We start from the raw sequence: 13,640 nt of genomic DNA on the forward strand, positions 1-13,640 counted from the left end.
GGAACCTATGGAACAGTTCATGGCCCCGGAATTTTGGGTCGCGGTCGGTCAGATCATCATGATCGACATCCTTCTCGGTGGCGACAACGCCGTCGTCATCGCCCTGGCTTGCCGCAAGCTGCCGCCTGCGCAGCGCACCAAAGGCATTCTCTGGGGCACCGCCGGTGCCATCGTGCTGCGCGTGATATTGATCTTCTTCGCGCTCACGCTGCTGGCGATTCCGTTCCTCAAGCTGGTCGGCGCCGCGCTGCTGGTGTGGATCGGCGTCAAACTGCTGGCGCCCGACCATGACGACGCGCACGGCAACATCCAGGGCAGCGACAAGCTGTGGGCCGCCGTCAAGACCGTGATCGTGGCCGACCTGGTCATGAGCGTGGACAACGTGATCGCCATTGCCGGTGCCGCTCAGGGCGCCGGCCAGGGCCACCAGATGCCGCTCGTGATCTTCGGCCTCTTGGTGAGCATCCCGATCATCGTCTGGGGCAGCCAGCTGGTCATCAAGCTGATGGACCGCTTCCCGATCATCATCACGGTCGGCGGCATGCTGCTGGGCTGGATTGCCGGCACCATGGCGGTGTCCGATCCCGCGCTGTCGAACACCGCGGCCTGGACATGGGCGCCGAAGGTGCCGCAGACCGACACGGTCAGGTACGCCGCCGGCGTTGCCGGTGCGCTGCTGGTGCTGGTCATCGGCAAGCTGGTGGCCATGCGCCGCCCGAAGGCCGCCGAAGAAGCCGCCACGACGAGCTGATCGCCTGCAGCCGCCATCGGAGAAAATGCTCTTCCTCTATGGAACAGTCTCTGCCACTCTAACTACTTGAAGGAGCGCCTCATGGAAAAGATCATTCTCTATGTCGACGACGCTGGCTATGCCGCCGAGCAGTTCGCAGAGCTCGCACCGGATGCCGGCAGCGTCGTGGCGCGCCATTGGGTACTGGTGGCCTGCGCTCCGCGCATGACGCACCGCATCAGCAAGTGGGTGAGCCACAGCGCACGCGAAAACTGGCGCGCCAAGTGGTTCAGCAAGGTGCAGGCGCAGCTGCTGCCCCTGCTCGAACGCAATGGAGGCCAGGTGACGCCGGTGCTTGCCAAGGGCCCGCTGGCCGAACTGACGCAGCAGCTCAAGCGCGAGCATGCGGCCACCCATGTGGTCGATGCGCGCCGCCCGAAGATCGGCGTCGACCTCGAGCCGGTCACGCCCGAGCAGACGCCGCCGCGGCAGTCGGGCTGGGCCTTTCCCGGTGCCGTGATGGGCATGGGCGCATTGCTGGTGCTCGCGAACGAGCTGGCCGAGTAACTGCCGGAACTGGCGAGTCAGCGCGACAACGCTTCCCTGACGAGCCCCGGTGCGGCAACGCACCGGGGCTCGTCGTTTTGGGGTCGCTGGGGTATCCTGCGGCGCATGCGCATCATCATCAAATGGCTGCTCAGCGCCGTGGCGCTGCTGGCGGTGGCTTATCTCTACAGCGGTGTCCAGGTCAACAGCTTCGGCTCCGCGCTGATTGCCGCCGCGGTCATCGGCCTTCTCAACATGATCGTCCGGCCGGTGCTGGTGGTGCTGACGCTGCCGGTCACCATCGTCACGCTCGGCTTGTTCCTGTTCGTGATCAACGCACTGCTGTTCTGGGCCGCATCGGGCCTGCTCGCGGGGTTTCAGGTCAGCGGCTTCGTGGCGGCGCTGATCGGCTCGCTGATCTATTCGCTGCTGGGCCTGGTCATCGAGGCCGCGCTGGGCGGGCTTCTCTCCAAGCGCTGAGCCGCCCTCGGATTCTTCTCTTCACCTCACCTGAGCGGCGGCTCCTCGGCCTGCCGCTTCACCAGCGCTTCCACGGCCCGCGCGCGGGTATCGATGATCGACGCTTCGTAGTGGTCGATGGGCGCGCCCGGCTTGCGCATCAGCTCCTGCGCAGCCTTGAGGCGGTCGCGGGCGGCCGGGTAGTCGAGGATGGCCACGTTCGCCTCCGCATCGGCACGCACCGCGCGCGCGGTGTCGTTCTGCGCGCCGTAAAGATTGGCCAGTGCCCGCCAGGCGGTGGCGTCGCGCGGATTCGTGGCCACCCAGTCGCGCAGCACCGGCACCATCGGCGCGGGCTGGCGCGTGGCCACGGCGGCATCGGCCGCGAGCAGCATCTCCGGCCGCTCCCTGGATTTCACGTCGAGCAGGGTGGCGGCCTTGGGAGCACCGCCGCCGGCGAGTTCGATCTCGGCGTTGAGCCAGCGTGCCAGCTTGGCGGCGGATGCGTCTTCGGCGGTGCGCGCCGTCAGCCGCTCGGCCAATGCGCGTGCCGACTTGAAATCGCGCAGTTCCTTGGCCGACAGGGCCGCCGCGTAGAGCGTGCCGGCCTGCTGGGCCGGGCTGCTCCTGGCGAACTCGCCGCTCGAGGCGGCGTCGACCCAGAGGCGCAGCACATCGACACCCGGCCGCGTGAGCACGCGGGCGCGCGCGGCGATCATGGCGTGGTCCATGACCAGCGGCATGGCCGGAGCGGCGTCGATGTTGAACTGGAACCGCCCCTGCATGTCCGAGATGCGCTCGGACGTGAGCGGGTGGCTGCGCAGATAGGGGTAGGAGCCGTTGTCGTTGAGGCGCGAGGCGTACTGCAGCTTTTCGAACATGGTCGCCGCACCCTGCGGTGCAAAGCCCGCCTGGGTCATCACGCCGAAGCCGACGCGGTCGGCCTCGCGCTCCATGTCGCGCGAGAAGCTCAGCTGGTTCTGCATGAAAAGCGCCTGGCTGCCCATGACCACGGCCTGCCCCGCATCGGCGTTGCGGCTCTTGCTGGCGGCGATCATGCCGAGGATCAGGCCAGCCAGCATCAGCGGCATCTGCTTGCCCTGTTTGCTCATGATGCGCGAGATGTGGCGCTGCGTGACGTGCGACAGCTCGTGCCCGAGCACCGTGGCCAGTTCGTCGCGGCTGCCGACTGTGGCGATCAGGCCCATGTTCAGGCCCAGGTAACCGCCCGGCAGCGCGAAAGCGTTGATGTTGCGGTCGCGCCCCAGCAGAACGACCCAGGCAAAACGCTCGTCGAGCTCGGGCGTGAGTTCGCCGCGCTGGCGTGCGGCGGCCAACAGGCGCTGCCAGATCTCCTGCACATAGGCGCCGATCACCGGGTCGTCGATGTAGTCGGTGTCGCGGTAGAGCTCGCGCGCGATCTGGTCGCCCAGCTGGCGCTCGGCGCTGGCCGTCATTTCGCCGCCGTCGCCCAGGCCCGGCAGCACTTGCAGCTGCGCACGGGCAGGTACCGGCAACAAAACCTGGCACGCTATTAAAACGGTAGCGCACAACGACCGCAACGCGGGTGTGGCAGAACTTTTTTTCTCAGCGGAAGGAGTCAAGCGCGGCATTCCTCGTCCATGGCTCGGGCTCGTATGATGCACCTTCACACCGAACGTTCACACATGAGCTCCCTCACCCATTTCGACGCTCAGGGCCAGGCCCACATGGTCGACGTCGCGGCCAAGCCCGCCACCCATCGCGTGGCCGTGGCCACAGGCCGCATCGAGATGCAGCCAGCAACGCTGGCGCTGATCGAATCGGGTACCGCAAAGAAGGGCGACGTGCTCGGCATCGCCCGCATTGCGGGCATCCAGGCGGCCAAGAAAACCAGCGACCTGATTCCGCTGTGCCACCCGCTGGCGCTCACGCGCGTGGCGCTGGCGTTTGCACTGGCGGAAAAGGGCAATGCGCCCCAGGTGGTGTGCACCGCGACCGTCGAAACCGTGGGGCCGACGGGTGTCGAAATGGAAGCGCTGACCGCCGTGCAGGTGGCGCTGCTCACCATCTACGACATGTGCAAGGCCGTGGACCGGGGGATGCGGATCACCGATGTGCATGTGCTGGAGAAGCACGGCGGCAAGTCGGGAAGCTACGTCGCTGGCTGACTAGGTTCTCGCGCGTCGACCGGCTGCCCCCTCAGCCACCGTTCGTATTCCACCGGAAAGGCGATGCGGAAGCGCTCCGCCTGTTCCCAGGCTTCCTGGCCTCGCCCCGTCAGCTCGGCACTCTCGATCAGCTTGACGATCACGCGTGGCTCAGGCGAAAAATGCAGCATGCGCCCGGCCAGCGAATGCATCTCGGCGGCGTTGGCGGCGGTGACCCTGGTGAGCGTCAGTTCGGCAAAACCCACCTGCCTTGCAAAGAGCCAGGACTTCCTGGCCTTGGCCAGCGTGTCGTCTTCATAGGCCGGCAAACGCTCGTCGCGCGGCAGGTAGATCTGGCTGATGCGGATGTAGTCCCAGGTGGCATAGCTGACCACCGTCGTCAGCGCGGCTGCCGCCACCGCAGGCAAGACAGGCGCTTGAAGCCACCTGGCCATGAAGCGTTGCCCCGACGAGGCGAACTGGGCGCCGGCGCGGGCGCGCCTGGCCGGCCACAGCATTCCCAGGCACAACCCGAACACCAGCTGAAAGGGCCCGTACCAGAGCGGATATTCCAGCAGGCTGTGCAGGACGATCGCGCCCAGCATGCCCCACGCCATGAGCCGCGCCGGATCGCGTTCGCGCCAGGGTCTTGCCGCGAGCACCATCCAGATGAACCCGCCGCAGATCAGCACCGAGGCCGGTATACCCAGCTCCACGGCCAGGTGCAGCGGCAAGTTGTGTGCGTTGTCCAGAATCTCGGGAAACCGCGCTCCCGCATACAGCGTGCTGTAGTGCGCAAAGCTCAGTTCACCCCAGCCCCACCCCGTCCAGGGATGTTCGGCAATGAGCGTGAGCACGTTGCGCCAGAGAATCACCCGCGTGTGGTCGCCCGGGGCGCCTTCCTGCAGCCGGCGCATCATGCCCTCGACCTCGCTTGCGGTGAGCTGCGGCAGCACCCAGGCGATGGCGAAATAGACCGGGACCATGGCCACAAGCATGAGCGGCGGCGGCAGGCGGAAGTGGACGCCGGTGCCTTCTTCGGGCGCGCCACGGCGCTCCCGCCATGCGATCAGGGTGGCAACGCCCACGATCGATAGCAGCTGAAGCAGGCCGGTGCGCGACGTAGACGCCGCAGCGGCCACCAGCAGCAACAAGGCAGCCGCCACCAGCCAGCGCCTGGTGCGCACCAACGGCTGCGTGGCGTGGATCCACAGCGCCGCCACCAGCGCCATGCTGATCAGCGTGGCGAACTGGTTGCGCTGGCGCAGGTTGCCGTACGCCTGACCCAGCGCGGGCGTGGTCGTCCAAGGAACCAGCGGTTCGGCCAGGCCGTAGTACTGGAGCAGGCCCAGAACCGCGCTGACGAGGCCGGCCGCAAGGATGCCCGTCGCCAGCACCGCCGCAGCGGATGGCCCGCCCCGCGCCATGCCCACCCCCACGCAGGCCGCGGCAGCCATGGCGCCCAGCACCACCGCAGCGGGCAGCCACAGAGCGGGCGAGCCATGCGAGGAAAGCACGACCGCAGCCATTCCGGTCGCCAGCCAAGCCCAGATGCCGCGCGCCGGCACGCCGGGAGATACCGCGAGAAGCAGTGCTGCAACGCAGACCCAGGTTGCGAACAGCTGCCAAGCCTGGACCGACGGGCCGGCCACGAGCGGGCAGAGAAACGGGAACGCGACCAGCCCGGCCCGCAAGGCGCCGACTGCTTTCGAAGGAAGGGCGGCGGCCTCGAGGGGCGCTGCGCGGGAAGTCATTCCGCCGATTGTGCCGACCGGCCGGGCCGACGAATGGCAGCGAATGGGAGACGAGCGGTTTTGCAAAAAAACACAATTAGAGACATTCTTTGACAACTGTCTGCAACTGTTGCCCGGCGCCTTTGAACGAGGTTTGGCCGAGCGCGAAAGGTGTCAATGAAACAACATTCGGTTCCGCGTCAAACCCTGAGAAATCGAAGCGGTTCACGTGGCTTCACGCTGATCGAAATCATGATCACCGTGGTCATCATTGGTGTGCTGGCGGCTATTGCCATTCCGAGCTACCAGGACTATGTACGGCGCGGCTATGTGGTGGACGGCACCAATGCGCTAGCGACCGTGCGTGCCGACATGGAGCGCTATTTCCAGGATAACCGGACCTACGCCACATTGGACCCGCTGACGACGCCTTGCGCCGTAAGTGACACCAACAAGCGTACTTTCGGCAATTTCGTTGTGAGCTGCACCGACCCGGTTCCTACGGCTACTGAGTACAAGCTCAGGGCCACGGGAACCGGTCCTGCCAATGGTGCCATCTACACGATCGATCACCGGAACGTGCGCGCTACAGAGGGGATGCCGTCGGGTTGGTCGGGCTGGACCAGCCCCTGCATCTCCTCCTGGATCGTGAAAAAGGGGCAGGCGTGCTGATGCTGCAGGGCCCCTGTCGGCGTCAAAGGGCCTTCACCCTGGTCGAGCTGATCGTCACCGTCGCGATCATGGCGATCCTCGCCGCCCTCGCCACGCCGTCGATGATCGGGTGGGTTCGGAACAACAAGATGCGCACGGTCAGCGATTCGCTGCAGAACGGCCTGCGCCTCGCGCAGACGGAAGCCACGCGCCGCAACCGGCAGGTTGTGTTCTCGCTGACCAACAACAAGCCCACGGGCAGCGGCTACACGGCCGTGGCCAATGGCAGCAACTGGGCAATCAACACCGTGACGCTGATGACCGATGGCGAAACCAGCGCATTCGTCGAAGCCGGCATCCTTCTAGACGTCGGCTCCAACGTCACGATCTCTGGGCCAAAGTCAATCTGCTTCAACTCGCTCGGGCGCCTTGTCCCCAACCCCTCGCCGGGCGTGACCAGCGCTGTTTGCGACGCGCCACCGGCGGCCGGGTATTCGTACGACATTCAAATGAGTGATGTGGTCGAGGGTGATCGCCCTCTGCGAGTCACTGTCGCCCTGGGTGGACAGCTGCGCCTGTGCGACCCGGCCAGAACCCTTTCAGACAGCCAACCGGACGGCTGCCCCGCCGCCGCGCCATGAAACGCCCCGCCAACTCCTCTCGACGCGGCCAAGCCGGCGTTGCCCTGCTCGAAGTCCTCATTTCAGTGCTGCTCTTCTCGCTGGGCATGCTTGGCCTGATCGGTCTTCAGGCACGGGCGATCAACCTGTCGATCGATGCGGAAGACCGCAACCGCGCCGCCCTGATCGCCAACGACATCGCTGCCACCATGTGGACCACTCGCACCGTGGTGATCGACGCCGCAGCCTGGACCACCCGCGCCAGCAACCCGCGAGCCGGCGGCCTGCCCGACGGCGAGGTCGAGATCGAATCGGACGCCGCGACCAACACCGCCAACATCGTCATCACCTGGCGCCCCTCCCAGCGGGCGACCGAGCCGAAAAGCCGCCTCACCACGCGCGTCACGCTGCCGCCCTCGCCATGAACGCCCGCTCCAACCCCTTTCTCCGCGCCGCGCAGCACGGCCTGACGCTGATCGAACTGCTGGTGGCCATGGTCATCGGCCTGGTCGTGGTGCTCGCCGTGACCAGCGCGGTCACCGTCGGCGAGGCGCACAAGCGCAGCACCACATCAACCAATGACATGAACCAGAGCGGCACCTATGCCGCCTACATGATCGACCGCCTGCTGCGAAGCGCCGGCTCCGGCTTTGCACAGACCGGCACGCGCGGGCTGTTCGGCTGCAAGTTGAGCGCCTCGCGCCTCATCGGCGGCACGGCCACCACGATCCTGCCGCGCACCACGTCCGCGTTTCCGGCGCCCTTCGATACGCTGCTCGGCGGCTCCGGGGCCGCCGCAGCGGGCAACCTGCGGCTCGCACCGTTTCTGATTGCCAAGGGCGCCGACGGCGCTTCGGACACCCTTGTGGTCATGGGCGGCAACGCGGCGGCGGGCGACGTGCCGCGCCGCATCCGCTCCGGATTTCCCGACAACAACAACCTGCGGCTGGACAACACCATCGGTCTGCGCAACGGCGACATCGGGCTGGTGAGCAAGGAAGGCACGGCCGACTGCCTGCTCGAGCAGGTCAGTTCCACGAACGCGGAACTGGCTACGGCCGGCAATGAAGTGCTGGGGTTGGGAGGGCGCTACTTCACCTCCACCGGCGCCACCACGTCGCTTGCCACGCTCGCGGCGGACGGCACGTCGCTCTTCTCGCCGCTGGGCAATGTAGGTGCCAACAACCTGCAGTTCCAGCTGGTCGGCGTGAATGCCAATCGCACGCTGGTCGCCTACGACCTGCTGCGAGCGGCCGGCGCCGATAGCGACGAGGGCACTGACGCATCTGCCATGACGGCGCTGGCCGACGGCATCGTCGCTTTGTACGCGGTGTACGGCGTCGATACCGACAGCAACGGCACCGCGGACACATGGATCGATCCTGCCGCCGCGGGCTATGCCATCGGAACCCTGATGCTCGCGCCCGACACCATGCGCCACATCGTGGCGGCGCGTGTTGTGCTGGTCATGAAAAGCAGCCTGCTGGAGAAGGAACCCGTCATGACAGGCGACCTGGCCATCTTCAGCGACCTCCCGACAGATCGCCATCGCACGCTGACCATTGCGACCGACGACCGGAGGTACCGCCACCGCGTCATCGACACCACCATCCCGCTTCGCAACATGCTGTTGCTGCCTTTCCCATGAAGACACTTTCCAAAATGCACGGCCCGGCGCGCGAGCGCGGCGTGGTTCTACTGTTCTGCCTGATCATCCTGGTGGTGCTGCTCGCGGGCGGCGTGGCCGTCATGCGCTCGATGGACACCTCGCTGGCCGGGGCCGGCAACCTCGCTTTCAAGCGCGACCTGGTGAACCAGGGGGAACTCGCCATCGCAAAAGCCATGCGGGAGTTCAATCCCAGCGGCGCGCTCGCCGCGGCGGGGGCGACTTCAAACAACGTGGCCACGGCGAACTACAGCGCGATCCAGCTCGCCACCAATGCCCAGGGCATTCCGGAGGTGCTGCTGAAGAAGACCGATCTGAGCGGGCCCGATGTGCTGGGCAACGCCTTCACGCCAACCGGCACCCCCATCTCGGGCAGCGGCGGCTCCACCGTGCGCTACGTGATCGACCGCATGTGCAATGCCACCGGCACCTTCGCGAGCATCGGCAAAAGCGGCTGCGTGTACTCGCCGTCCAAAACCGAAACGCCAGGTGGCGACCAGAGCCAGATGCCCACGCCCGGCCCGTCCATTCCCAGCCCGCCCATCTACCGCGTGTCGGTTCGCGTCGATGGTCCGCGCGACACGCAGGTGTTTCTGCAAGCCTCCTTCACCAAGCCCGAATAGGGCACAGGCGAATCATGAAAACAAGAATTCGTTCGTCCGTTCGCGCGGTATGCCGCGCGACCATCGCCACCGGCCTCGGCCTGGCGCTCGGCAGCGCCATGGTCGCGTCAGCGATTCCGCTCGCCAACCAGCCCGTGTTCTCGACCTCGGAGGTTCCTGGCAACCTGGCACTGGCGCTCTCGGTGGAATGGCCCACGGCATCGCGCACGGCCCACGTCGGCAACTACTCCAGCGACACCAACTACCTGGGTTACTTCGATCCGGCCAAGTGCTACCTGTACCAGGTCGACGCCACGGCCAATGGCGTCAGCACCACCGACAAGGGTGATTCCAGCTACTTCTACCCGGCGGGTGCCGCCACCAACCGCACCTGCACGGGTGACAACAACGACAAGTGGAGCGGCAACTTCCTGAACTGGGCCTCCACCGCCACCATCGACCCCTTCCGCTGGGCCATGACCGGCGGCCGGCGCGTGGTCGACACGGCCACCACCACCATCCTGGAAAAAGCCTGGCACGGCAACCGCGGCCTGTTCCCCGACCGCACGCTCCCGGCGGCGGCCATTGCAGGCGCCACGCCGTTCAATAGCGCCACTGCGTTGGGAACGAGCATCACCAACCGCGGCTTCAAGATGCGCGTGACCACCACGGGCGGCGCGGGCGGCCGCACGATGACGGCGCGGTACTTCAACAACGTCAATCTCAACGGCACGGCAATCGCCGTCGTCACCGAGGACACCGCCAACCACGACTGGGGCACCGCCGCTCCCGTGAACGGCGTGAATGCCGACAACTTCTCGGCGCGATTCGTCGGTACCTACACGGCACCCGAGACCGGCGACTACGTCTTCCGCACCATCAGCGACGACGGTGTGCGGCTCTGGGTCAATAAGAGCGGCAACGGTGGTCAGAACTTCACCAACGGCAATCGGCGAATCAACAACTGGACCGACCACGGCGCGACCACCAACGACTCCGAGATTATCTCGCTCACCGCGGGCGAGACGTTCAGCGTGCAGATCGAGTACTACGAAGGCGGCGGCGGCGCAGTGATGCAGTTCCACTGGCGCACGCCCTCGTCGAACAACACCTTCGTCCCGTTCTCGGATGCCGGGCCGGTCGACCGTGACTACACCATGCGCGTGAAGGTGTGCGACCCTTCAGCCGCGGCCGGTGGACTCGAAGCCAATTGCAAGGCCTACGGTTCCAACTACAAGCCCGAAGGGCTGATCCAGAAGTACGCCGACAAGATGCGCTTCAGCGCCTTCGGCTACCTGAACGACAGCAGCGACCAGCGCGACGGCGGCGTGCTGCGCGCCCGGCAGAAATTCGTCGGGCCAACCGCGCCGACCCCCGGCCAGGCGCCCGCGACCAACGCGAACAAGGAGTGGAGCGAGACGGACGGCACCTTCATCCGCAATCCCGACGCCATCGATGCGACCGCAACCACGACGGCGACCGGCGTGGCCATCGCGGACAGCGGCGTGATGAACTACCTGAACAAGTTCGGCCAGATCCTTCCGGGCGACTACAAGAACTACGACCCGGTCAGCGAGCTGTACTACGCGGTCATCCGGTATTACAAGAACCTCGACAACGTTGCGGCCTGGAGTTCGATGGGCACTGCCGACGCCGCAACGAAGACCAGTTGGGTCGACGGTTTCCCGGTGATCACCAACTGGGGCGACCCGATCCAGTACTCTTGCCAGCGCAACTTCGTGCTGGGCATTGGCGACATCTACACCCACGTCGACAAGAATGTGGCCGGCAACACCGCCTACCGCACCCGTGAGCCCGCTATGCAGACCGAGGTGGCGAACGACAACACCGTCAACGCGGTAACGGCCACGAACCGCGTGGGCGCACTCCAAGGCCTGGGCAATCTGGGCAACACAAACAGCTACAGCGGCCGCGACAACTCCGCCTACATTGCGGGCCTTGCGTTCGACTCCAACACCAAGGACATCCGTCCTGATGTGGCAGGACAGGCGAACACCATCGGCAAGCAGACGGTCAGCACCTACTGGGTGGACGTGCTGGAGCAGCCCTTCCAGTTCAACAACCAGTTCTACCTCGCTGCCAAGTTCGGTGGACTGGACCAGAAGAAGCTGCCCGCCGACTTCGACCCCTACACCTTCGCCGGCACCATTCCGCTGGACTGGTGGTCGACCAGCGGCGAGACGCTGACCGACGCGCGTGCCGCGAACCTGACGCAACCGCGACCCGACAATTACTTTGCCGCAGGCCAGCCCGACACGCTGGTGAGAGGCCTGACGCAAGCCTTCGAGCGCATCGTGAATGCCATCCAGGCGTACACCACCTCGTTCTCGCTCTCGGCCCTGCAGGTTTCGGCCACCGGCTCGGCTTCGTATGCCTCGCAATACGACGCACAGGACTGGACCGGCGTGGTGAGTGCGAGCAGCATCAGTTTTGCCACCGACGGTACGCCTTCGCTCACGGCGGCATGGAACAGCACCACCAAGCTCGCGACCCAGTTCGCGGGCACCGGTTGGAACACCGACCGGCGCATTGCCACCTGGAACGGAACGGCCGGCGTGGCCTTCCGTATCGGCAATCTCACCACCGGAACGGGCAGTCAGGCGACCGCGCTCGACACGCTCTACGTCACCGGCGACGACAGCGCCAACTACCTGAACTACCTGCGCGGCGATCGCAGCCAGGAGAAGACGGCAAGCGACGGAACCAAGCCCTACCGGCTTCGCAGCAAGCTGCTGGGAGACATCGTCAACTCGAAGGTGAAGCCCGTCGGCCCGCCCGCCTCGGCCTACTCCGACGCGGTGAACCGCGGCTACGCCGCCTTCAAGACGGCCAAGGCCACGCGCCCGACCATGGTCTACGCCGCCGCGAACGACGGCATGCTGCATGCATTCCGTGGTGAACTCACCGGCACCGACGCCGGCCGCGAACAGTTCGCCTACGTGCCGAGCGCCCTCTTCAACGGCCCGAGCACCCCGGCCTCACCGGCCGCGGACGGCCTGGCCCAGCTCGGCAACCCGAACTACCTGCACAAGTACTACGTCGATGCCACACCCGAGGTGGTCGACGTCGACTTCGACCGCGCCGGCGGCACCTTTGCGGCCACCGGCTCCGACTGGCGCTCGCTGCTCGTCGGCGGCCTCGGCAAGGGCGGCAAGAGCTTCTACGCCCTCGACGTGACCGATCCCGGCGCAATCACCGACGAAACCATCCTCGCAAGCAAGGTGCTGTGGGAGTTCACCGATACGGACATGGGGTTCAGCTACGGCGCACCCCTGGTTCTGAAGACCAAGCGCTACGGCTGGGTGGTGGTGCTGACCTCGGGCTATCACAACGACAACACCAATCGCAACGGCTACCTCTACTTCGTGCATCCGGAAACCGGCGCGCTGCTGCAGAAGGTAAGCACCGGCGCGACGGCCAACGGCATGACCCATGCCACCGCCTTCATCTCCGACCTGAGCGACGGCACGGCTGACGCAATTTACGTCGGCGATCTCAACGGCCAGCTCTGGCGCTTCGACGTGACCGCGCCCGCGGGCACGACCACGGCCTACCCGGCGCCGGCCAAGATCGCCCTCTTCACCGACGGCGCAACCACCCCGGTGGCCCAGCCCATCACTTCGCGCCCACTGGTGCAGATCCAGCCCACGACGAGCAAGCGCTACGTGATGGTCGGCACCGGCCAGTTGCTCGATTCCAGCGACATCAACTCCGCCGCGACGCAGAGCTTCTATGCCGTGATCGACGGAACCGCCACGGTCTTCAAGCCGGCCGACAGCACCATGCCCGTGACCCGCAGCGGGCTCACCGCCATCACCGATCTCGTGGGCGGCACCGTCGTTCCCGCCGATTCGCGCGGCTGGTACCTCGACCTGGGCACGCAAGGCGGCATCGGCCTTCGCATGGTGGCGAGCCCGGTCGCCTTCAACGGCATCGTGGCGTTCTCGTCGCTGCTGACCAGCGGCGATGCCTGCAGCCCATCGGGCCAGAGCCGGATCTACGCCATTGACTACAACACCGGCCGCACGGCCCTGGCCAGCGGCGCCGCGTTCGTGCAGTCCACCACCGCGATCACCGACCTCAAGTTCGTGGGCGTGGACGGTACCGTGCGCCTGATCTCGGGCGACGTGCGCGGCAACCTGGACAAGATCGGGTTCAACCCTCCGCCCGGTAGCGGGCTGCGGCTGGTGAACTGGCGGGAAGTGCCGACGGCGGATTAAGAGCCGAGAACTCAGATGCGGTGTGATTCGTTCGCACCGCATTTTTTTGCTCTGCAACAGCTGCTATGCAGCGCAGGCTCATCCCGTGTTCTTGCGCATGCATAAGGTTGTGCCGACGAACATCAGGAGTTGAGCCAGGCCGATGCTCTGGGTCAAGGCTGCGGCTGCTTGCCGCAGACCTGAGGAAGCGATTACTCGAGGCTCCAGCGTGGCACACGCTGCACAGTGTTAGATGAGGTCAAAGCGCTACGCCCGGCGCAATG

The 13,640-nt window shown here is 66.1% G+C and carries 12 protein-coding genes; 10 read left to right on the forward strand and 2 right to left on the reverse strand.

Annotated features, from left to right (window positions below; all coding sequences use genetic code 11):
* The first annotated feature begins 7 nt into the window (after positions 1-7).
* From ABIC94_RS01355 to ABIC94_RS01365, 3 genes are all read left to right on the forward strand, one after another.
* The gene (locus tag ABIC94_RS01355; protein WP_354370778.1) at positions 8-751 is read left to right on the forward strand and encodes a TerC family protein; all 744 of its coding nucleotides are present in this window, start codon (positions 8-10) and stop codon (positions 749-751) included.
* Between the two features lie 81 nt (positions 752-832).
* On the forward strand, positions 833-1,297 hold the full coding sequence (locus tag ABIC94_RS01360) for a hypothetical protein (RefSeq protein ID WP_354370779.1): 465 nt from the start codon (positions 833-835) through the stop codon (positions 1,295-1,297).
* Positions 1,298-1,402: 105 nt separating this feature from the next.
* Positions 1,403-1,756 carry a phage holin family protein gene (locus tag ABIC94_RS01365; protein ID WP_307703774.1) on the forward strand — a complete coding sequence of 118 codons (354 nt, stop codon included), beginning with the start codon at positions 1,403-1,405 and terminating at the stop codon, positions 1,754-1,756.
* 26 nt (positions 1,757-1,782) lie between these two features.
* On the opposite strand, the gene ABIC94_RS01370 is transcribed toward ABIC94_RS01365, so the two are convergent.
* On the reverse strand, positions 1,783-3,348 hold the full coding sequence (locus tag ABIC94_RS01370; protein ID WP_354370780.1) for a M48 family metalloprotease: 1,566 nt from the start codon (positions 3,346-3,348) through the stop codon (positions 1,783-1,785).
* Positions 3,349-3,402: 54 nt separating this feature from the next.
* On the opposite strand from ABIC94_RS01370, the gene moaC reads away from it, so the two are divergent.
* The gene (gene moaC, locus ABIC94_RS01375) at positions 3,403-3,885 is read left to right on the forward strand and encodes a cyclic pyranopterin monophosphate synthase MoaC (protein WP_307580509.1); all 483 of its coding nucleotides are present in this window, start codon (positions 3,403-3,405) and stop codon (positions 3,883-3,885) included.
* Here the strand turns inward: moaC and ABIC94_RS01380 are convergent.
* Entirely contained in the window at positions 3,870-5,618 is a 1,749-nt protein-coding gene (locus ABIC94_RS01380) for a PglL family O-oligosaccharyltransferase (RefSeq protein ID WP_354370781.1), read from the reverse strand. The genes moaC and ABIC94_RS01380 overlap by 16 nt on opposite strands.
* 156 nt (positions 5,619-5,774) lie before the next feature.
* On the opposite strand from ABIC94_RS01380, the gene ABIC94_RS01385 reads away from it, so the two are divergent.
* The 6 genes from ABIC94_RS01385 to ABIC94_RS01410 are packed head-to-tail and all read left to right on the forward strand — an operon-like array spanning position 5,775 to position 13,377.
* A complete protein-coding gene (locus tag ABIC94_RS01385; protein WP_354370782.1) occupies positions 5,775-6,269 on the forward strand; it encodes a type IV pilin protein in 495 nt (164 codons plus the stop codon).
* A complete protein-coding gene (locus tag ABIC94_RS01390; RefSeq protein ID WP_354371408.1) occupies positions 6,269-6,889 on the forward strand; it encodes a pilus assembly FimT family protein in 621 nt (206 codons plus the stop codon). The genes ABIC94_RS01385 and ABIC94_RS01390 overlap by 1 nt, the downstream gene beginning before the upstream one ends.
* Positions 6,886-7,293, forward strand: coding sequence for a type IV pilus modification protein PilV (gene pilV / locus ABIC94_RS01395; RefSeq protein ID WP_354370783.1), 408 nt, complete (start codon positions 6,886-6,888; stop codon positions 7,291-7,293). The genes ABIC94_RS01390 and pilV overlap by 4 nt, the downstream gene beginning before the upstream one ends.
* The gene (locus ABIC94_RS01400; protein WP_354370784.1) at positions 7,290-8,516 is read left to right on the forward strand and encodes a PilW family protein; all 1,227 of its coding nucleotides are present in this window, start codon (positions 7,290-7,292) and stop codon (positions 8,514-8,516) included. Before pilV ends, ABIC94_RS01400 begins: the two co-directional genes overlap by 4 nt.
* Positions 8,513-9,157: a pilus assembly PilX family protein gene (locus ABIC94_RS01405; RefSeq protein WP_354370785.1), complete on the forward strand. Its 645-nt coding sequence runs from the start codon at positions 8,513-8,515 to the stop codon at positions 9,155-9,157. The genes ABIC94_RS01400 and ABIC94_RS01405 overlap by 4 nt, the downstream gene beginning before the upstream one ends.
* A 14-nt stretch (positions 9,158-9,171) precedes the next feature.
* Positions 9,172-13,377, forward strand: coding sequence for a PilC/PilY family type IV pilus protein (locus tag ABIC94_RS01410; RefSeq protein ID WP_354370787.1), 4,206 nt, complete (start codon positions 9,172-9,174; stop codon positions 13,375-13,377).
* Positions 13,378-13,640: the final 263 nt, after the last annotated feature.

Source organism: Variovorax paradoxus (genome assembly GCF_040544635.1).
GTDB classification, from domain to species: Bacteria; Pseudomonadota; Gammaproteobacteria; order Burkholderiales; family Burkholderiaceae_C; genus Variovorax; species Variovorax paradoxus_R.

Coding starts and splice junctions, on each gene's coding strand:
- ABIC94_RS01360 (WP_354370779.1), top strand. CDS start 833: ATGGAAAAGATCATTCTCTATGTCGACGACGCTGGCTATGCCGCCGAG.
- ABIC94_RS01410 (WP_354370787.1), top strand. CDS start 9,172: ATGAAAACAAGAATTCGTTCGTCCGTTCGCGCGGTATGCCGCGCGACC.
- ABIC94_RS01385 (WP_354370782.1), top strand. CDS start 5,775: ATGAAACAACATTCGGTTCCGCGTCAAACCCTGAGAAATCGAAGCGGT.
- ABIC94_RS01370 (WP_354370780.1), bottom strand. CDS start 3,348: ATGCCGCGCTTGACTCCTTCCGCTGAGAAAAAAAGTTCTGCCACACCC.
- ABIC94_RS01380 (WP_354370781.1), bottom strand. CDS start 5,618: ATGACTTCCCGCGCAGCGCCCCTCGAGGCCGCCGCCCTTCCTTCGAAA.
- moaC (WP_307580509.1), top strand. CDS start 3,403: ATGAGCTCCCTCACCCATTTCGACGCTCAGGGCCAGGCCCACATGGTC.
- ABIC94_RS01405 (WP_354370785.1), top strand. CDS start 8,513: ATGAAGACACTTTCCAAAATGCACGGCCCGGCGCGCGAGCGCGGCGTG.
- pilV (WP_354370783.1), top strand. CDS start 6,886: ATGAAACGCCCCGCCAACTCCTCTCGACGCGGCCAAGCCGGCGTTGCC.
- ABIC94_RS01365 (WP_307703774.1), top strand. CDS start 1,403: ATGCGCATCATCATCAAATGGCTGCTCAGCGCCGTGGCGCTGCTGGCG.
- ABIC94_RS01400 (WP_354370784.1), top strand. CDS start 7,290: ATGAACGCCCGCTCCAACCCCTTTCTCCGCGCCGCGCAGCACGGCCTG.
- ABIC94_RS01355 (WP_354370778.1), top strand. CDS start 8: ATGGAACAGTTCATGGCCCCGGAATTTTGGGTCGCGGTCGGTCAGATC.
- ABIC94_RS01390 (WP_354371408.1), top strand. CDS start 6,269: ATGCTGCAGGGCCCCTGTCGGCGTCAAAGGGCCTTCACCCTGGTCGAG.